At 69.0% G+C, this 19294-nt stretch carries 19 protein-coding genes and 1 tRNA gene; 15 read left to right on the top strand and 5 right to left on the bottom strand.

All coding sequences use genetic code 11. The features are described from left to right. Window positions 1-49: 49 nt before the first annotated feature. The 5 genes from FIU83_RS13255 (at window position 50) to FIU83_RS13235 (ending at window position 5286) form a co-directional block, all read left to right on the top strand. On the top strand, window positions 50-823 hold the full coding sequence (locus FIU83_RS13255) for a thymidylate synthase (RefSeq protein ID WP_253939599.1): 774 nt from the start codon (window positions 50-52) through the stop codon (window positions 821-823). Beyond that, on the top strand, window positions 820-1362 hold the full coding sequence (locus tag FIU83_RS13250) for a dihydrofolate reductase (protein WP_253939472.1): 543 nt from the start codon (window positions 820-822) through the stop codon (window positions 1360-1362). The genes FIU83_RS13255 and FIU83_RS13250 overlap by 4 nt, the downstream gene beginning before the upstream one ends. A 150-nt stretch (window positions 1363-1512) precedes the next feature. Next, the gene (locus FIU83_RS13245) at window positions 1513-2595 is read left to right on the top strand and encodes a ProQ/FINO family protein (protein WP_152484482.1); all 1083 of its coding nucleotides are present in this window, start codon (window positions 1513-1515) and stop codon (window positions 2593-2595) included. Window positions 2596-2994: 399 nt separating this feature from the next. Further along, on the top strand, window positions 2995-4149 hold the full coding sequence (locus FIU83_RS13240) for a porin (protein WP_152484481.1): 1155 nt from the start codon (window positions 2995-2997) through the stop codon (window positions 4147-4149). Window positions 4150-4251: 102 nt separating this feature from the next. Further along, window positions 4252-5286: a hypothetical protein gene (locus FIU83_RS13235; protein WP_152484480.1), complete on the top strand. Its 1035-nt coding sequence runs from the start codon at window positions 4252-4254 to the stop codon at window positions 5284-5286. A 94-nt stretch (window positions 5287-5380) separates the two neighbouring features. Here FIU83_RS13235 and FIU83_RS13230 read toward each other — a convergent pair whose 3' ends face one another. Next, complete coding sequence (locus FIU83_RS13230; protein ID WP_152484479.1) at window positions 5381-5599, bottom strand: hypothetical protein; 219 nt, start codon at window positions 5597-5599, stop codon at window positions 5381-5383. A gap of 253 nt (window positions 5600-5852) precedes the next feature. On the opposite strand from FIU83_RS13230, the gene FIU83_RS13225 reads away from it, so the two are divergent. After that, complete coding sequence (locus FIU83_RS13225) at window positions 5853-7874, top strand: TonB-dependent receptor (RefSeq protein ID WP_152484478.1); 2022 nt, start codon at window positions 5853-5855, stop codon at window positions 7872-7874. 36 nt (window positions 7875-7910) lie between these two features. Here FIU83_RS13225 and FIU83_RS13220 read toward each other — a convergent pair whose 3' ends face one another. Continuing rightward, on the bottom strand, window positions 7911-9314 hold the full coding sequence (locus FIU83_RS13220; RefSeq protein ID WP_152484477.1) for a CHAD domain-containing protein: 1404 nt from the start codon (window positions 9312-9314) through the stop codon (window positions 7911-7913). Between the two features lie 221 nt (window positions 9315-9535). Beyond that, window positions 9536-9612, bottom strand: a tRNA-Arg gene (locus FIU83_RS13215). 129 nt (window positions 9613-9741) lie between these two features. On the opposite strand from FIU83_RS13215, the gene FIU83_RS13210 reads away from it, so the two are divergent. Both FIU83_RS13210 and FIU83_RS13205 read left to right on the top strand, forming a co-directional pair. Next, complete coding sequence (locus tag FIU83_RS13210; RefSeq protein ID WP_152484476.1) at window positions 9742-10551, top strand: methyltransferase domain-containing protein; 810 nt, start codon at window positions 9742-9744, stop codon at window positions 10549-10551. Beyond that, window positions 10548-11561, top strand: coding sequence for a methyltransferase (locus FIU83_RS13205; protein WP_152484475.1), 1014 nt, complete (start codon window positions 10548-10550; stop codon window positions 11559-11561). The genes FIU83_RS13210 and FIU83_RS13205 overlap by 4 nt, the downstream gene beginning before the upstream one ends. A gap of 72 nt (window positions 11562-11633) precedes the next feature. On the opposite strand, the gene FIU83_RS13200 is transcribed toward FIU83_RS13205, so the two are convergent. Together FIU83_RS13200 and greB are read right to left on the bottom strand one after the other, a co-directional pair. Further along, window positions 11634-12053 carry an EF-hand domain-containing protein gene (locus tag FIU83_RS13200; RefSeq protein ID WP_152484474.1) on the bottom strand — a complete coding sequence of 140 codons (420 nt, stop codon included), beginning with the start codon at window positions 12051-12053 and terminating at the stop codon, window positions 11634-11636. Between the two features lie 441 nt (window positions 12054-12494). Further along, window positions 12495-13028, bottom strand: a complete 534-nt coding sequence (gene greB, locus FIU83_RS13195) for a transcription elongation factor GreB (protein WP_152484473.1) — start codon at window positions 13026-13028, stop codon at window positions 12495-12497. 177 nt (window positions 13029-13205) lie between these two features. Here greB and FIU83_RS13190 point away from each other — a divergent pair, with 177 nt between their 5' ends. The 7 genes from FIU83_RS13190 to FIU83_RS13160 all read left to right on the top strand — a co-directional run bounded on the left by FIU83_RS13190 (window position 13206) and on the right by FIU83_RS13160 (window position 19186). Beyond that, window positions 13206-13859 carry a TRAP transporter TatT component family protein gene (locus FIU83_RS13190; RefSeq protein WP_152484472.1) on the top strand — a complete coding sequence of 218 codons (654 nt, stop codon included), beginning with the start codon at window positions 13206-13208 and terminating at the stop codon, window positions 13857-13859. Between the two features lie 80 nt (window positions 13860-13939). Then, entirely contained in the window at window positions 13940-14590 is a 651-nt protein-coding gene (locus tag FIU83_RS13185) for an NUDIX domain-containing protein (RefSeq protein WP_152484471.1), read from the top strand. Between the two features lies 1 nt (window position 14591). Continuing rightward, window positions 14592-15035, top strand: coding sequence for a DUF1249 domain-containing protein (locus FIU83_RS13180; RefSeq protein WP_152484470.1), 444 nt, complete (start codon window positions 14592-14594; stop codon window positions 15033-15035). Between the two features lie 57 nt (window positions 15036-15092). Next, on the top strand, window positions 15093-15827 hold the full coding sequence (locus FIU83_RS13175; protein ID WP_152484469.1) for a metallophosphoesterase: 735 nt from the start codon (window positions 15093-15095) through the stop codon (window positions 15825-15827). Between the two features lie 154 nt (window positions 15828-15981). Continuing rightward, window positions 15982-16953, top strand: a complete 972-nt coding sequence (cysD, locus tag FIU83_RS13170; RefSeq protein ID WP_152484468.1) for a sulfate adenylyltransferase subunit CysD — start codon at window positions 15982-15984, stop codon at window positions 16951-16953. Beyond that, on the top strand, window positions 16954-18378 hold the full coding sequence (gene cysN / locus FIU83_RS13165; RefSeq protein ID WP_152484467.1) for a sulfate adenylyltransferase subunit CysN: 1425 nt from the start codon (window positions 16954-16956) through the stop codon (window positions 18376-18378). Window positions 18379-18511: 133 nt separating this feature from the next. Next, on the top strand, window positions 18512-19186 hold the full coding sequence (locus FIU83_RS13160) for a zinc metallopeptidase (RefSeq protein ID WP_152484466.1): 675 nt from the start codon (window positions 18512-18514) through the stop codon (window positions 19184-19186). Window positions 19187-19294 lie beyond the last annotated feature (108 nt).

Here is a 19294-nt window from a genome sequence, read left to right as displayed (position 1 = left end):
TGTGACCGCGAACGCTCCTCCCGCCCTCGAACAGCCCTATCTCGACCTGATGCGCCTGGTGCTCGATCACGGCACGCAGCGTGACGATCGCACCGGCGTCGGCACCCGCTCGGTGTTCGGCCACCAGATGCGCTTCGATCTCTCCCGCGGCTTCCCGCTGGTGACCACCAAGAAGCTGCACCTGCGCTCGATCATCCACGAGCTGCTGTGGTTCCTGGCCGGCGATACCAACATCGCCTACCTCAAGGAGAACGGGGTGCGCATCTGGGACGAGTGGGCCGACGAGCACGGCGACCTGGGGCCGGTCTACGGCTACCAGTGGCGCAGCTGGCCCGACCCGCGAGGCGGGCACGTCGACCAGATCGCGACCCTGCTCGAGCAGATTCGCACCAACCCGCGCTCGCGACGGTTGATCGTCTCGGCCTGGAACCCGGCGCTGGTCGACGAGATGGCGCTGCCGCCGTGTCACTGCCTCTTCCAGTTCTACGTGGCCGACGGACGGCTCTCCTGCCAGCTCTATCAGCGCAGCGCCGATATCTTCCTCGGCGTGCCGTTCAACATCGCCAGCTATGCGCTGCTGACCCGGATGATCGCCCAGGTCGCGGGGCTCGAGCCCGGCGACTTCGTGCATACCCTCGGCGATGCGCACCTCTACCTGAACCATCTCGAGCAGGCCGAGGAGCAGCTCTCGCGCACGCCCCGCGCGGCCCCGCGCCTGGTGCTCGACCCCGCGGTGGATGACCTCTTCGCGTTCCGCTTCGAGCACATCGCCATCGAAGACTACGCCCCCCATCCGCATATCAAGGCCCAGGTGGCCGTATGAGCGAGGCCTCCAGCATGATCGACGAGACCCTGATCCCCATCGCGATGATCGCCGCCATGGACCGAAACCGCGTGATCGGCGTCGACAACCAGCTGCCCTGGTACCTGCCCGAGGACCTCAAGTTCTTCAAGCGGATGACCCAGGCCAAGCCGCTGGTGATGGGACGCAAGACCTACCAGTCCATCGGCCGGCCGCTGCCGGGCCGCCTCAATATCGTGGTCACCCGCGATCCCGACTTCCAGGCGGAGGGCGTGCGGGTCTGCCACGACCTCGCCGCCGCCCTGCGGCTTGCCGACCAGCAGGCCACCATCGACGGCGTCGAGGAGATCATGGTGATGGGCGGGGCCGAGATCTACGCTCAGGCGCTGCCCTTCGCCAGCCGGCTCTACCTGACCGAGGTGGAGATCGAGGTCGAGGGCGACGCCCGCTTCCCGGCGATCGATCCGGCCGAGTGGGAGCCGGTGCAGCGCGTGGCCGGCACGCCCGCCGAGGGCCAGCCGGACTACCAGTTCGTGCAGTACCAGCGACGCCAGGGATAACGGCGTTGATGGCGTCGCTCGTCGGCGACATTTGTCACTGCGCCATGGCTGGCACAGACTGGGCAGCAAGGGGCATCGCCGGCTAGGTCGACACGGCCAGGGCCGGCGACGTCTGGACGAGTCAGGGCAAGGCGCACCGGAGGACAGGACGTGATCGAGGAAGGCTCAACCCGCCTGCTGGAACGGCTGGAGCAGCGCGCTTCGGCACTGCTCGCGCAGCTCAGGGCGTCGCGGGTGCAGCAGGATGCCCTGCAGTCGCGGCTCGACGAGCTGGAGCGTCGGCGCGTCGAACTCGAGGCGAGCCAGGCCGAGCGGGCCGCCGAGGTCCGCGAGGAGCAGGCCGCCCGCCAGGCCCTGGCGGAGCGCTGCGGCGAGCTCGAGGCGCGCCTCAAGGACCTGGAGGCCACCCGCCAGGAACTCGCCGAGGAGAACCGCGAGCTCGACGAGCAGAACCGCGAGCTCGAGGCCCACAACCGCCGCCTGCTGGCCGAGGCCCCCGCCGAGGCCGAGGCAGGAAGCGTGCTCTTCCATCGCCAGGCGCGCCGGGCCCAGGGGCTCTCCGCGCTGATCGGCGACCGCGCGCGTCGCCAGCCGGCCGACGAGGCCGCCGCCCCGTCGCCTGAGCAAGGCGAGGCACTCGAGGCCGCGGCTCCCGAGTCCACCGACATGGCCCCCACCGACGACACCCCGTCAACGGTCGAGGCGACGCCACCCGCCGGCGACGAGGCGCCGTCTCCCCAGGCGCTGCTAGACCAGTGGTATCGTCGCTACCCCTCCACCTTCTTCAAGGGCCACACCCGGCCGCTCAAGGTCGGCATCCACGAGGAGCTGACCGCGCGGGAGCCCTGGCCCGAGAAGCTCGTGCGACGTGCGCTGGCCTGCTACGTCAACCTGCCGCGCTACCTGAAGTCGGTGCGCGAGGGCGCCGGGCGCCTCGATCTCGCCGGCGAGCCGGCGGGGCAGGTGGATGCCGCCGCCGCCGAGCACGCCCACAAGAAGCTCGAGCGGCTGCAGGCCGACCGTCGCCAACGCGGGCGCCCCGCGCGCGGCCGGGGGCAGGGTGGTGCCAGGCGCCACGGCGATGCCGGCGCCAAGGCGCGGCGAGGCGAGGCCCCCACCGCCCAGGCGACGCCCGCAGCCAACCGGCCGGGCGGTGGTGCCAAAGAAGGCGCCCCCGCCGCGACCCTCGACGAGAAGCTCTCCGCGCTGCTGGCCAAGCATAACCAGCGTTGATCGCCCCCTGACTTGTCTTCGTCATATTCGCAGGGCATGATGAATCCGCTCATCGCGCCAGGTGCACGATTCGGCGGCCGTCACGCCGTGTGAGCCCTGGGCACGCCGGGACGGCGCCCGCTTTGCCAGGCAGGAGGATGTACGGACGAACGGTGTTCGCGACGAATGAAAACAGTGTTTTTTTCTTGTTGCGTTCCCCCAGAACCCGGTATAGAGTTCCTCTTGCGAGCATTGGACTATAACTAAGGCTTCGCCGCGGTCTGGCTCGCGATCTGTCCTCCCGGGAGGGAGCTACAGTCACGAGAACCGGCACCAAGACCGGCCAAGCCCGCTGACCCGCTCACCAAGATCGGGCAGCCACGATCGAAACAGCAAGCTAGTCAATAAGGAATTATCGCAATGAAAAAGACACTGTTAGCGACTGCTATCGCCGGTGCTCTGGCCGCTTCCGGCGCCCAGGCCGCGACCGTCTACAACCAGGACGGCACCAAGCTGGACCTGTACGGCAACCTTCAGATCGCCTACCGCTCCATCGAAAAGGCTGATGAAGATACCGGTGACGTAGAAGCCCGTGACGATATTTTCGATAACGGCTCTACCCTGGGCGTTGCCGGCGAGCACGTGATCTATGATGGCCTGACCGGCTACTTCAAGTACGAGTTCGAAGCCGAAGCCGACGAGATCAAGGGTGCCGGCGGCCTCGATGAAGGTGACCAGGCCTACTTCGGCCTGAAGGGCAACTTCGGTGATGCGCGTCTCGGCTCTTGGGATCCGCTGATCGACGACTGGATCCAGGATCCGATCACCAACAACGAATACTTCGACGTCTCCGACTCCAACAGCCGTATCATTGGTATCGAAGATTCTCGCGAAGGCAACAAGCTTCAGTACATGTCGCCGTCCTTCAGCGGTTTCCAGTTCGCCCTGGGTACTCAGTACGAAGGTGATGCTGAATTTGACGGCAGCTCTGAGTCCGTAGATGGCACTGGCGGTGCCAGCCTGACTGTCATGGAGCAGGACGACAGCGAGGCTTCCTTCTTCGGTGGCGTGAAGTACACTGCTGGCGCCTTCTCCATCGCTGCGGTCTACGATAACCTGGGCAACAACGACGGCGAGTACACCGGTACCGACGGTGACGGCAACGCCATCAGCGGCGACTACGACGCTGGCGACCAGTACGGCATCACTGCCCAGTACACCGTTGACACCCTGCGCGTCTCAGCCAAGCTTGAGCGCTTTGAGTCCGACAACGACTTCGTTGCCGACACCAACTTCTACGGCCTGGGCGCTCGCTACGGCTACGGTAACGGCGACATCTATGCGGCCTACCAGTACGTCGACGTGGGTGGTGGCGATTTCATCGATACTGCCGACGACGCTCTGACCAGCGGCGACTGGCCGAACGAGCGCGAAGACGAAAGCTACAACGAGATGATGATCGGTGCTAGCTATAACGTCTCCGATGCCATGTACGTCTGGAGCGAGGCTGCCTGGTACGATCGCGAAGGCGATGTTGATGACGGCGTTGCCGTGGGTGCTACCTACCTGTTTTAAACCTGACTGCGGGTGTAACCTGCGACTAGGGTAGAACACCGAAAGCCGATCCCCCGGGATCGGCTTTTTTCATTGGGTACCAACGAACGCAAGCGAGGTTTCATGAAACAGCCGATCATCACCGCCGGTCTAATCGCGCTCGGCCTAGCGCTGGTCAGCACTCCGGCGCTCTCCAGCGAAAGGGAAGAGCGCTTCCGGGAGCAGGGCAAGCAGCTCGACCTGACCGGCTTCTTCCAGGCCGACAACGACGCCCGCAGCCGCAGCTTCCTCTATGGCAGCCCCCAGGAGCACGACTTCACCGTCAAGACGGAGGGGCAGTACCTCTTCGAGAGCTCGGTGCCGGGCGGGGAATCCGAGGACTACCGGGTGGCCGCGGCGCTGCTGGACGACCAGGGGCAGGTGATCGCCCGGGGCGAGGCGCTGGGCCAGAACGGCGGGCTCGCCATGCGCCAGCGCCTGGCGCCGGGCGACTACGTGCTGCGCGTCGAGGGCCAGAAGTTCGGCACCCGCGGCACGGCGGGCCAGAGCTTCTATATCACCGTGGCCGGCCTGGACGATAACGGGCGCCGCCTCGAGGAGGCCGTCAGCGACGGTAGCGGTCTGGTGTTCAGCGGCAGCGCCCGCGAGGGCAACCGCAGCGTCTTCGTGCGCGGCCGGGACGACGTGGCGACCATCGCCGCCCCAACGCCTGAGGCGAGTGCCGATGCGGCCGCCGAGGCATCCGCTGGCGCAGCGGCCGCTGCCGCCTCGCAGGCCGAGGCCCAGGCATCCTCCGCCGAGGAAGCCCGGCCCCAGCCGGAGGCCCAGCCGGCGAACGGCGTGCGGACCATCGTCACCGACGTGAAGATCCGCGCCCGGGGCGAGGTGCTGACCTTCGACATGGCCGAGCGCGGCGCCGTGGCCATCACCACCTCGACCTATCCGACCGGCTACGAGGATACCTACCGCCTCGAGCTGGAGGTGCTGGACGCCAACGGCCGCGTGGTCGCCGAGGGGGCCGGCGAGGGCTTCGATGGCGACGTGGACATGCAGACCGAGCTCGCTCCGGGCCGCTACCGCATCCGCGTGCAGGGCCAGAAGTTCGGCTCGTCCATGACGGGCGTCAACAACTACGAGCTCAAGGTGCAGAAGCGCTAACGCTCAAGCGTCGAGGCGATGATTCCCGGCGAGATAAAGGCCCCGGCGTTCCGTTCAGGTCGTCGGGGCCTTTCGCTGATGACGCGGGGAGGGGTTACGAATCCTGGTCTTCCAGCAGCATCTGGATCATCTCCTCCAGCGCCTCGACCTTCTCCTCGAGCGCCTCGACCTCGCCCTGCTCCTCGGCCGTCTGGACGTATTGCTCGTTGATCTTGGCCATGTGCTCTTCGATGGCGACGGAGTCCATGGCGTGGGCGGCGCCGCCCATCAGCAGCAGGGTCAGGCAGGCGGCGGTCAGTGTCTTGATCTTCATGGGGCACCTCGGGTGTAAGGGAGTCGAACGGGACCCGTGAGCGGGTCCTGCTTCTTTCGTGTCTCCCGGGCGGGCTGCCTTACAGCCCATCGCGATGTTCTCTCGCCCGGGGCGGTCTCCTTCACGCCGATGCCCTGGTTCGGGTGACGCCGGCAGGCCGGGCACGGATGCGGCAACCTGACCCATTCCCGCTCATTTCACCCCGATTTAATATTCTCGTGCCTTATAATATTATTCCAGAGAGCACGGGAACATGACCACGCCACTCCTTCGCCGCCTGCCGCTTGCGGCCTGCATCGCCGCCTTGGCCGGTGCCGCCCACGCTGAGACCCACGACCTTGAACCCCTGATCATCGTAGGGCGAGCCGCCGTGCCCGGCGAGTCGACGATCACGCCCCAACAGTCGTCGGCACCGGCGGCCGATGCCGGGGAGTGGCTGCGGCGCATCAACGGGGTGGAGGCGATCCGCATGGGCGGTCATGGGCTCGACCCGGTGATTCGCGGCCAGCAGGGCAATGCGCTGAACATCCTGGTGGATGGCGGCTATGTCTTCGGCGCCTGTCCCAACCGCATGGATCCGCCCACCGCCTATGCGCCGCTGCAGAGCTTCGACCGGGTGACCGTGAGCAAGGGCGTGACGACCCTGCAGCACGGGGCCGGCGGCAGCGGAGGCACCGTGCTCTTCGAGCGCCTGCCGCCGGACTTCGAGGGCGGTGAGGTGCAGCAGCAGGGCAGCGTGGGGGCGAGCTTCGACGACAACGGCGAGCGAGCCGGCGTCTATGCCCACCTGGTGGCCGGCAACGAGAACGGCTACTGGCGGCTGGACGCCGAGCGCCGGCAGGCCAACGACTACGAGGACGGCGACGGCCGGCGCATCCACAGCGGTTACGAGACCACCAGCGGCGGCGTGACCCTGGGGTTCACGCCCACGGCCGACACCGAGGTGGCGTTCGGCTACGAGGGCATCCGCGAGCGCGACGTCGCCTTCGCCGGCGCCGGCATGGACTCGCCGGAGAGCGACAACGATACCTTTCGGCTTCGCCTGGACCATGCCTTATCCGACGCCCTGCGAATGGAGCATCGCCTGCAGTTCACCACTATCGACCACGTGATGGACAACTTCTCGCTGCGCGAGCCACCCGTGAAAATGGGGATGGCCATGAAGATGCGCTCGCCCACCGAGTCCGACACCTTCACCTGGAAGAGCATGGTCGTGCAGCAGCGCGAGAACAGCGACCTGCGGCTCGGGGTCAACGTGCTGCAAAACGAGCGCGACGCGCGGATCATCAATGACTCGAAGGGCGTGGTGGCGTTTCTCTCCTGGCCGGACGTGACCACCCGCCAGTCGGGGGTGTTCGCCGAGATGGATCACTACCTGGGCGAGCGCACCACCGTCAGCGGTGGCCTGCGGCTCGATTATTCCGAGGCCAGTGCCGATGCCGCCGACCAGGCCAGCGATACCGGCGTGGTGGCGGCCGATCTCTACCGTCGCGAGTACGGCGTGGCGGACGACCTGGACCACGACGCCTGGCTGGTGGGCGGCTTCCTGCGCGGGGAGTGGCGCCCGAACGATACCGACACCCTCTACGCCAGCCTGAGCCGCGCGGAGCGTGACGCCGATGCCACCGAGCGCTACTTCGCCAAGAACGACTGGGTGGGCAACCCCGGCCTCGACCCCGAGGTGCACCACCAGCTCGACGTGGGCATCGAGCGTCGGCTGGCCGATGCCGGCATCGAGCTGACGGCCTTCGCCGATCGCGTCGACGACTACATCTTCCGCGAGACGGTGGACGGCATCAGCGTCTACCGCAATATCGATGCCACCCTCTATGGCCTGGAGCTCTCCGGCGACCTGCGTTGGGGTCACCACTGGGAGACCCGTGGCCAGCTGAGCTGGGTGCGCGGCGATAACCTGGACGACGGCGGGGCGCTGGCCGATATCGCCCCGCTGCGCGGCCGGCTCGCGCAGTTCCACGTGCGCGAGGCCTGGGAGGCCGGGCTCACCGCGCGCTTCTCCGACGCCCAGGACCGGCTGGGGCCGGACGAGGAGGCCACGGCCGGCTATGTGGTGCTGGACGCCGAGTCGGCCTGGCGCTGGCAGGCCATGACCCTGCGCGCGGGCGTCAGCAACCTGCTCGACAAGACCTACAGCGACTTCCTCAATCGCAACCGCAGCGCCAGCGACCCCTTCCTCGCCGAGGATCCGGACAGCCTGGCCCTGCCGCTGAACGAGCCCGGCCGAAGCCTCTGGGTGGGCGTCGACTACGTCTTCTGAGCGAGCGGCGCCGAGAGCGGGGGCGATCCAGCGTGATCAGCGCGCGCGAGTCGTGCGGCAACTCTCCGCCAGGGGCGGCAGGGCCATGATCTCTGCCCGTAACGCCTGCTTGGCCTGCTCGAGCGCCGCCTGCCAGGCGTCGCACTCCCGCTCTCGCCTGGGGGCGTGGCGGGCGCTGGCGACGAAGGCCGCGATCCAGGCCTGGCGGGTGCAGAGATCCTGGAGGTCACCCAGCAGGCGCTGGCGACGCTTCAGGCCCGACAGCAGCTCGCGATGGCGCTTGGGGTCCAGCTCGGCGAGATAGCGTAGGCGTTTCACCGCCTTGCGCAGGTCGTGAAAGGCGGCGTCATCGCGCTGCGGGGAGAGCCCGGCATGCGCCCGATCGTGCCGGTCGAGGCGCTCGATCAGCACCGAGGCGATGCGCCGGTGGGAGATCGCGGCCAGCGCCTGCCTGAACGCCCGGGAGGCGATAAAGCGCCTCCAGTCCTCCAGCGCCTCGCCGTAGTCGGGCCGGGCGAGCCGCCGGCACAGCGCGGCGTGCGCTTCCTGGCGCCGGGCCAGCAGCCAGCGCGTCAGTGCCTGACGCGAGCGCGTCGTCAGCGGCGCCGGGGTCTCGGCCAGGCTTGCCAGGAAGACGTCCAGGTCGCGCAGGTCGCTGGTGGCCCTGGCATGCGCCTTGAGCCGTGCCAGCCGCTTCTTCAAGCCGGGGACCCTGATCGTGGCCCGCACGGCTTCGCCGATGGCGCGGCTGCGGCGCAGGTTGACGCGATACTGGTGCAGGAACTCCGCATCGACCCCGGCCACCACGCCCGGTTCCAGGGCGCGCACGCCGCGGTATTGATGGGCCAGCATGGCCAGGATGCGTCGCCGGGTGCCCCGCTTGCCCAGCCTTGGCGCGGCGGGCGCGCGGCGCGCAAAGAGCGCATGGCTTGCCTGTTCCGGGCTCAGGCGCTCCATGGCGACGGCGCTGTCGGCGGTCAGTGACGGCCAGGGGGTATCGGGCAGCGTAAGACGCAGCACGCTACCGGTGGACAGGGCGTCCGGCGCCGCCGGACAGAGCCAGCGTCCCAGCGCCAGCAGGGCGGGATTGTGGCCGATCACCAGCACGCTCTCCGTGGTATCGGGCAGCCCTCGTAGCCAGGCCAGCAGGGCGTCGGCGTCGAAGGTGTAGAGCGCCTCATCCTTCACGGCCCGCTCGCTCAAGGCCCGTTCGTTCAAGGCCGGTTGGGGCAGGTGCCTCGCCATCTCGTCGAGGGTCTCTCGCGCCCGCCTCGCCCCGCTGACATGCACCTCGCCGGCGAGGTCCTTCCCGTGCCGCATGGCCCTTGCCATGGCAGCCGCCTGTCGCCTGCCCCGCTTGCTCAGGGGGCGGTCGCGGTCGGACATGTTCTTGCCGCCACGCTTCGCCTTGGCGTGGCGCATCAGGACGAGTCGGCGCATGGAGGGGCCGTCTGTTCGGAGGCTCTTCGATCAGGGTAGATCACGCGGCCATGATCAAGACGCACTCTCCTCGTTGAGTCGGCGGATCAGAGGGGGCTGTTTGCTGCTCGGCGCCGAAGGCGCGTGACGGGGCCCATGGAGCGTCGTGTCCTGAAAGGCGACAACGCGGCCCTGCGGGGGCAGGAGGCGATGATGGGGAGTGGGCAGACGATGCGAAGGGCTGGCACCCCCATCAGGATTCGAACCTGAGACCTTCCCCTTAGGAGGGGGACGCTCTATCCAGCTGAGCTATGGGGGCGCAACGCAGCGCATTATAAGCGCCTGACCCGCCGAGATAAACCCGCGCCTGCCCGGGGTGGCAGCGCCGGCGATGAGTCCGGCGCGATTCCCGGGTAGAATGCGCCCATCTTCGCTTCCGGTGGCCGGCATGACCGCACCCGTTTCTCCTCTTTCGCCGGCCGGTGACCGTTACTTCGACGGCCTGGCCGACAAGTTCGCCGCGAGCCTCTACGGCGGGGCCCGGGGCGAGCTGCGCCTGGCGCTGCTCGACCGCCTGCTGCCCGAGATGCTCGCGCTCGAGGGGCAGCCGCTGCTCGACGTCGGCGGCGGCCTCGGCCAGCTGGCCGGCTGGTTCGCCGAGCGCGGCCACCCGGTGACGCTGGCCGAGCCCTCCGGCGAGATGCTGGCGCGGGCCCGGGAACACCTGGCAGGGCAGGGCGTGCGCTTCCTCGAGGCCCCGCTGCAGGCCCTGCCCGAGCAGGCTCAGGGTCCCTGGCCGCTGATCGCCTGCCATGCCGTCCTCGAATGGCTGGCCGACCCGCGCGCGGCGCTGGCCACCCTGGCCGGCCTGCTCGCGCCGGGCGGCCAGCTCTCGCTGATGGTGTTCAATCGCGATGCGCTCAGGCTCTCCAACGTGGTCAAGGGCAACCTGGAGAAGGCCCTGACGGATCGCCTGGAGGGCAAGGGGCTGCGCAAGCGGCTGACCCCGATCTCGCCGCTGACCCACGCACAGATCGAGGCCTGGAGCGCCGAGAGCGACCTGGTCATCCGCGAGGTGGCGGGCATCCGGGTGTTCGCCGACTACCTGCGCCAGCCGCCGGAGAGCGAGGCCGAGCGGGAGCGCCTGCTGGCGCTCGAGCACCGCTACGCCCGGGTCGACCCCCACTGGCGGCTCGGCCGCTACCTGCTCTACACCCTGGAGCGCCCCATGCAATCCCCACAGGAGGCCACCCCATGAGTGCCGAGACCCCCGTCTGCCAGCTGCTGGAGCGACAAGCGTTCGACTATCGCGGCTGGCTCTGGGTGGCGCCGCCCCAGGACGCCTGGCTCGAGGCGGGGCAGGGCCGACTGCTCAGCGCCGATGCGGCGCTGTGCGCGGCCTGGCAGGCCAAGGGGGTCCCGAGGGCCTCGCCCTTCGAGGCCCTCGACGCGGCGCCTCCCGGGGCGGTGCTCTTCTGGCCGAAGAGCCACGCCCAGGGCGAGTGGTGGCTGCTGTGGCTCTGCGCCCACCTGCCGCCGGGCACCCCGCTGCAGCTGGTCGGCGAGAACCAGGGCGGTATCAAGCGCGTGCTCAAGGTGCTGGCGGCGCTGGGGCTCGGCTGTCGCAAGCTCGACACCGCCCGGCGCTGCGGCCTCTACGCGACCCGCCTGGACCGGGTGGGTATCGACCCCGACGCGGCCTGGACGCGCTTCGAGGCCGAGGGTATGACCCTGGTCAGCCACCCCGGCGTCTTCGGCCACGGCAAGCTGGACGACGGCACCCGCCTGCTGCTGGGCGAGCTGCCCGGGACGCTGGAAGGGCGCGCCGATAAGGGGCGAGGCGATATCCTGGACATGGGCTGCGGCGACGGCATCCTCGCCGCCTGGCTGGCCCGTCGCGGCGCCCGGGTCACGGCCGTGGACGTCAACGGCTTCGCGGTGGAGGCGACCCGGCGCACCCTCGCGGCCAACGGCCTGGCCGGCGAGGCGCTGGCGAGCGACGTCTACTCGGCGCTTGGCGACCGCACCTTCGACGCCATCGTCAGCAATCCCCCCTTCCATCACGAGCGAGCCATCGACTACGGTCCGGCGGGCCGGCTGATCCGCGAGGCGCCGGCGCACCTCAAGCCCGGCGGCTGCCTGCTGCTGGTGGCCAACGCCTTCCTGCCCTATCCGGACCTGCTGGAGGCCGCCTTCGGCGGTTTCGAGATCCTCGCCGACGATCGCCGCTTCCGGGTCTATGCCGCGACTCGTGACGGAAGGTCGTAAACGCGGCCGCGCCCGCCGGGCATGGCCGGCGGGCGCGGGGCAGCCGGGCATGCCGGCTGCACGGGGGAGAGATCACTCGTGGGTGGTGCTGCTTTCCTGACGCGTTCCGCCCATGGTCGAGCTATCCATGGTCGATGAACCCTCCATGTTGGCTGTGCCTCCCATATTGGCCGAGCCTTCCATGCTCGATGCACCGTCCATGCTCGCTGCGCCGTCCATGCCTGATGCGCCGTCCATGCCTGATGCGCCGTCGGCGCCTCCCGGCATGCCGGTGTTGGCGGCCTCGAACTCCTTCCGACTGAGGGCGCTGTCGCCATCGGTATCCGCCGTTTCAAGGTTCAGGCCTTCCACGGTGAGGGTTTCCTCGGCGCTCAGCATGCCATCGCCGTTGCGGTCCAGGTCATCGAAGGTGGGGGTGTCCGCAGCCACGGCGCTGGCGCCGAACAGCAGGGTGAGGGGAAGCAAGGTGGTCTTCAGCAGTACCTTCCGCATGATGTTCCTCCTGTGCTATCGCACTTTGCAGGCCACGAGCCGGATGGCTCGCTTGCCATGCACCCAGCGAGCGCCATGCCGGGATAAAGATTTTCTCTTTTTTAACAGTATATTGGAGCCATCGGGTGGAAAGTGGGGGGCGGTGATGCATCGCTCATGCGGCCAATACCGTCGGCGGAAGACAACGCGTCGGGGCGCCCCACGCCGAATCACGCCCTATGCGCGCTTCCTCGCTGTCGCCGCCGGACTACAGCGTCACTCCTCCGGGCGGCGCGCCGAGGGTTCCGGCAGGAAGGTGGGCCCCATCCGGCTGGCCTATCCGGGGGGCTTTCTCGATCGCGGGGCCGGGCGGCGACACCCCGGTCATCAAGCGCGTGCGTGCGATGATCACCCTCGACTGCGCCCTGGAGCGATCACCACGGGCCCCTGCAAGGGGCGTTGCTAGGGCTGTCGATAAACGATATCGGTGATCAGGTAGGTGGTCTCGCCGCCCGGCGCGGTCACTGTGGCCTCGTCGTCGAGCCCCTTGCCCAGCAGCGCCTTCGCCAGGGGAGCGTCCACGCTGATCCAGTGCCTTGTCGTGTCGGTCTCGTCGTGGCCGACGATGCGAATGGCGAGCTCCTCGCCCTCCTCGTCTTCCAGGGTCACGAAGGCGCCGAAGAAGACGCGCTCGGTATCCGCGGGGAGCCGGTCCACCACCGTCAGCTCATCGAGCCGCTTGGTCAGGTAGCGGATCCGGGCAATGACCCGGTTGAGCTCCTTCTTGTTGTAGGTGTAGTCGGCGTTCTCGCTGCGATCGCCCAGCGCCGCCGCCTCGCCCACCTTGGTGGAGAGGGCGGGGCGCTTGACCCGCGAGAGGTGGTCGAGGATGCCGCGCAGCCGCTCGGCCCCCTCGGCGGTGATCAGGTTGCTCTTGGGTTCCTGACGCGGGTCCTTGGCGGGATCGCGCCAGCGCGTCATGTTGCGGCCCTTCATCGCTTCCCTCCTTCGGCTGTCGGGTCCGTCTATCGCGAGTCTGTCGAACGAGAGGGGCAAGATACGCCATCGCACCGGCGCACGCCACGGTGTCCACGCTTGCCTGGCGGTTCATTCGAACGTTCGTTACATTGCGGGTGATGCGATCACAACAATAACCCGCCACGGAGTCTTGCCATGTCCCGTCACCCGCTCCTCGCCACCGTCCTCGTCGCCGCGATCGGCCTGGGGGGCAGCGCCGCCTCCCTGGCCCAGGCCGCGCCCCAGGCCTGGGAGGCGGGCGTGGCCGACCTGCGCCAGCGCTGGGAGGCGATCATCACCGCGATGCCCGAGGCCCGCCGCGAGGCCGCCCTCGAGGCGCTGGCCGAGCGGAGCGCGGCGCTGCTCGACGCCCATCCCCGGCAGGGCCCGGTGCTGGTCTGGCGGGGCATCGTGCTGGCCTCCCATGCCCGGGCGGCCGGCGGGCTCAGTGCCCTGGGCTCGGCCAAGCGGGCGCGTGAGGTGCTGGAGCGCGCCGTCGCGCTCGACCCCGAGGGGCACCGCGGCTCCGCCTGGGTGACCCTGGGGGCCCTCTACGACCGCGCGCCGGGCTGGCCGGTGGCCTTCGGCGACGCCGAGACCGCCGAGCGAATGTTCCGACGGGCCCTCTCGATCCGCCCCGAGGGGATCGACGTTCACTACTACTACGCCGCCTTCCTCGCGGAGGAGGGCCGAGACGCCGAGGCCCGCGAGCACGCCCGCCGCGCCGTCGCCGGCACGGCGCGGGCGACCCGGTCGCGCTCCGACGAGGCGCTGCGCGACGCCGCCAGGGCGCTGCTCGCCGGTCTCTGAGGGCGCGCGTCGGGGCCGGGTGGTTGGCATTCCGGTCCGCGGTCCCGATAATGGGCCCTTTGCATGACCGGGAGACCGCCATGAGCGACACGCGCCCGCCCGCGGACGATCAGGACCTCACCCGCGAGCTGCCCTTCACGGCGGCCGACGTGGTGCTGGAGGAGCGGCGCTGCCTGCACGACGGCTTCTTCCGGCTGGAGGCGCTGCACCTGCGCCACCGCCTCTTCGAGGGCGGCTGGAGCGCGCCCATGGTGCGCGAGGTGCACCATCGCCACGACGCGGTCGGCGTGCTGCTCTACGACGTGGAGCGCGACGCCGTGGTGCTGGTCGAGCAGTTTCGCGCCGGGGCCCTCGACGATCCAGCCTCGCCCTGGAAGCTCGAGGTGGTCGCCGGTCTGGTCGAGCGGGGCGAGAGCGCCGCCGAGGTGGCCCGCCGCGAGGCCATGGAGGAAGCCGGCTGCGAGGTGGGCGAGCTGATCGAGCTGCACGCCTACTACCCGAGCCCCGGCGCCTGCGACGAGCGGGTCACCCTGTTCTGCGGCCTGGTCGACAGCCGAGGCCTCGGCGGCGTGCACGGCCTGGACGAGGAGCACGAGGATATCCGCGTGCATGTGCTACCGTTCCTGCGTGCCTGGGAACTCCTGCAGGCCGGACGACTCGACAATGCCATGTGCCTGATCGCCTTCCAGTGGCTGGTCGGTGAGCGTGCATCGTTGCGAGCAAGGAGGTAGCGTGCCGAGAAACGCCTATGTCACCGACCTGAAGACCCTGCAGGGCGAATGCGCGGCCAACTTCATCCGCCTGACCCGGCTGCTGGGCGACCTGGAGGCCGGCGAGACCCGCGAGGTGGCGCTGGTCAACGGAGAACGCCGGTTGGGGGCGCTCTGTCTCGAGCTCCAGGAGCGTGCGCCCTACACCAGCATCGTGCGGGTCTCCCAGCGCGGCATGCTCGATACGCTGATCGAGTCGCCGCGCATGCGCGTGCACCTCTACCACGACGTGCGCATGGCCGAGGTGACCGACTTCCAGCGTCATCGCCACTTCCACGGCCGCTATCGCTACCCCAACGCCCGCATGCACCAGCCCGACGAGAAGCTGCAGCTCAACCGCTTCCTTGGCGAGTGGCTGGAGCATGGCCTCGCCCACGGTCACTCCGACCTGCCGGAACTGCCCTGACGGCCGCTCGGCGAGCCGCCTTCCTTACCCTAGTCTCACGGAACGAGAGCCCCTGCGATGCGCCTGGTCCAGATCACCGACTGCCACCTCCACGCCGATCCCGCCGCGCGCGGCCGGATCGGCGTGCCGCTTGGCCAGCTCGAGGCCGTGATCGCGGCGGTCAACCGCGAGAAGCCGGATCGGGTGGTGGTCAGCGGCGACATCAGCCAGGACGAGACGGCGGCCTCCTACGCGCTGGCGACGCGCACCCTGTCGAAGCTCGAGGCCCCCTGGGCCTGGCTGCCGGGCAACCACGACAGTCCCGAGCTGATGGTCGAGCATCAATCGCTGCCCGCCGAGCTCGACCTGGGTGACTGGCGCGCGCTGCTGCTGGATACCCGGGTCCCCGGCCGCGAGGGCGGCGAGCTGGGCCCCCAGCGGCTCACCGCCCTGGACGCGCGCCTGGCCGGTGACGATCGCCCGACGCTTCTGGTCATGCACCATCCGCCGCTGTCCATCGGCACCGCCTGGCTCGACGCGATCGGCCTGGCCGACGCCGAGGCCTTCTGGCGCTGCCTCGCCCCTTATGGCCAGGTGCGAGCGGTGTGCTTCGGCCACGTCCACCAGGCCTTCGAGGGCGCCCAGGCCCTGGCCGGCCGCCGGGTGGCGGTCTATGGCTGCCCCGCCGCCAGCGACCAGTTCCTGCCCGGCGCCGCGACCTTCGCCCTCGACGAGGCCGCCCGTCCGGGCTATCGCGTCCTCGACCTCGCGCCCGGCGGGATCGAGACCCGGGTGGGGCGCGTCGCGCCCTGAGGTCGGGGCGCCGCGCCGGGACCGGCGAGTGGCGTTCGAGTAGTTAAAATAACTATAAAAAGATAGTTATTGATTCTTTTGGGTTATTATCGGCCCGGCGTTACCCTGTCCTGCATGATCTCTCCCGCTCAATGTCATGCGAGGTAGCCGGGCCATGAGCCATCTTTCCGCACCGTCCCGCGAGCGCGCCGTCCAGGCCGCCGCTGGCGACCCCACGGCGTCGCGCCAGCGCCTCACCCACCTCAAGCAGCTCGAGGCCGAGTCGATCCACATCATCCGCGAGGTGGTGGCGGAGTTCGCCAACCCGGTGATGCTCTACTCCATCGGCAAGGACTCCTCGGTGATGCTGCACCTGGCGCGCAAGGCCTTCTATCCCGGCCCGCCGCCGTTCCCGCTGATGCACGTCAACACCACCTGGAAGTTCCGCGAGATGATCGAGTTCCGCGATCGCATGGCCGCGGAATCCGGCATGGAGCTGATCGAGCACATCAACGAGGAGGGGCGCGCCGCCGGCATCAATCCCTTCGAGCACGGCTCCAGCGGCTACACCGACGTGATGAAGACCCAGGCCCTCAAGCAGGCGCTGGACCACTACGGCTTCGACGCCGCCTTCGGCGGGGCGCGCCGCGACGAGGAGGCCAGCCGCGCCAAGGAGCGGGTGTTCTCCTTCCGCGACCGCCACCATCGCTGGGATCCCAAGAACCAGCGCCCGGAGCTCTGGAACCTCTACAACGCCCGGGTCAACAAGGGCGAGTCGATCCGCGCCTTCCCGCTCTCCAACTGGACCGAGCTGGACATCTGGCAGTACATCCACCTCGAGGGCATCCCCATCGTGCCGCTCTACTTCTCCGCGCCGCGGCCGGTAGTGGAACGCGACGGCATGCAGATCATGGTCGACGACGACCGCCTGCCGCTGGCGCCCGGCGAGGTGCCCGAGGAGAAGTGGGTGCGTTTTCGCACCCTGGGCTGCTACCCGCTGACCGGGGCCGTGGAGTCCCGGGCGGCCACCCTGCCCGAGATCATCCAGGAGATGCTGCTGACCCGCACCAGCGAGCGCAGCGGCCGTGCCATCGACCACGACCAGGCCGGCTCCATGGAGAAGAAGAAGCGCGAGGGGTACTTCTAAATGTCACATCAATCGAACCTGATCGCCGACAACATCGATCAGTACCTGCACGAGCACGAGAACAAGGACCTGCTGCGCTTCATCACCTGCGGCAGCGTCGATGACGGCAAGTCGACCCTGATCGGCCGGCTGCTCCACGACTCCAAGATGATCTTCGACGACCAGCTGGCGGCGATCACCCAGGCCTCGAAGAAGAGCGGCACCACCGGCGAGGCGGTGGACCTGGCGCTGCTGGTGGACGGCCTGCAGTCCGAGCGGGAGCAGGGCATCACCATCGACGTGGCCTACCGCTTCTTCTCCACCGACAAGCGCAAGTTCATCATCGCCGACACCCCGGGCCACGAGCAGTACACCCGCAACATGGCCACCGGCGCCTCCACGGCGAGCCTGGCGATCATCCTGATCGACGCCCGCTACGGCGTGCAGACCCAGACCCGCCGGCACAGCTTCATCGCCGACCTGCTGGGCATCCAGCACCTGGTGATCGCGGTCAACAAGATGGACCTGGTCGGCTTCGACGAGGCGCGCTTCGAGGAGATCGTCGCCGAGTACCGCGCCTTCGCCGACGAGCTCAATGCCCCCGACATCCGCTTCGTGCCGCTCTCGGCGCTGGAGGGCGACAACGTCGTCAACCGCAGCGAGCGCACGCCCTGGTACGCCGGCCCCCCGCTGCTCGAGCTGCTGGAGAGCGTGGAGGTGAGCCGCGACCGCAACCTGACCGACCTGCGCCTGCCGGTGCAATACGTCAACCGCCCGGATCTGGACTTCCGCGGCTACGCCGGCACCCTGGAGGCGGGTATCCTGCGCCCGGGTCAGGCGATCCGGGTGCTGCCCTCCGGCAAGACCTCGACGGTGGAGCGCATCGTCACCTTCGACGGCGACCTGGACATCGCCTGGCCGGGCCAGGCGATCACCGTTACCCTGGCGGACGAGCTCGATATCTCCCGGGGCGACTGGATCGTCGCCGAGGATGCCGAGGTCACCCAGGCCGATGCCTTCGAGGCCGACCTCGTGTGGATGCACGACGAGCCCCTCGTCCCCGGGCGGCCGGTCGACATCCGCCTGGCCGGACGCTCCGTGGCGGGCCGGGTCGGCGAGATCCTCCACCAGGTCGACGTCAACAGCCAGGCGCGCCATCCCTCCGAGCGACTCGAGCTCAACGCCATCGCCCGCTGCCGGGTCGAGCTGACCGCCGAGGTGGCGCTGGACGACTACGACCGCAGCCCGGGCACCGGCAGCTTCATCGTCATCGACCGGCTCACCAACGTGACGGTGGGCGCCGGGATGATCCGCGGCGTCGCGCAGTCCTCCGCTCGCCCGGCCGGCGAGGTGGACTGGGCCGGCTTCGAGCTGGAGCTCAACGCCCTGGTACGCAAGTACTTCCCGCACTGGGAGGCGAAGGACCTTCGCGAGCTGCTCAAATAGGCCGATGACTCCGGCCCACAACGAGCCCGGCGACCCCGTGTCGTCGGGCTCGTTGTCGTTTAGAACAGGCGGTTCGGAAACCGCCTCTGGTAGGCTGGGTCCAATGATCTGCCCCCGCCACGGAGCCCCACCGATGATCGTCCTGGCAATCGCCCTGCTGCTGGCCCTCTTCCTGCTGCCCAACGTCTGGGCGAAGTGGGTGCTGTCGCGCCACTCCCGCGGGCGCGAGGAGTATCCCGGCACTGGCGGCGAGCTCGCCGAGCACCTGATCCGCCGGCTGGGACTCGAAGGCGTGCGGGTGGAGGTAACCGAGCAGGGCGATCACTACGACCCCGAGGCGCGCCGGGTGCGGCTCTCCCAGGAGCACTACACGGGCCGCTCGCTCACGGCGGTGACGGTGGCGGCCCACGAGGTGGGCCATGCCATCCAGCATCGGGACGGTTATGCGCCGCTGATGGCTCGCTCGCGGCTGGTGGCCGTGGCCCAGAAGGCCGAGAAGGTCGGGGCGCTGTTGATGATGGCCGCCCCCTTCCTCTTCGTGCTGACGCGCCTGCCCGGCGGCCTGGCGGTGGTGGTGGCCCTGGCGGTGATCAGCTTCGGTACCGCGGCGCTGGTGCACCTGGTGACCCTGCCGGTGGAGTTCGATGCGAGCTTCGGGCGGGCCCTGCCGCTGCTCGCCGAGTACATCCCCGCCCGTGACATGGCCGGCGCCCGCCACGTGCTCACCGCCTGCGCCTTCACCTATGTGGCCGCCTCGCTGGCCAGCGTCCTCAACCTGGGGCGCTGGCTGGTGATCCTGCGGCGCTAGGCCTGGCGCGTCCGAAGGGCGACCGTCAGCGGTGACGTCTCGTTGTGTTTAAGGATGAAGGGGCGACATCTGCCGGGCACCGAGTAAGCTGAAGACATCGTCATCACC

The organism is Halomonas sp. THAF5a (genome assembly GCF_009363755.1).
Taxonomy (GTDB): domain Bacteria; phylum Pseudomonadota; class Gammaproteobacteria; order Pseudomonadales; family Halomonadaceae; genus Halomonas.
This window is presented reverse-complemented; position numbering and strand designations above follow the sequence as displayed.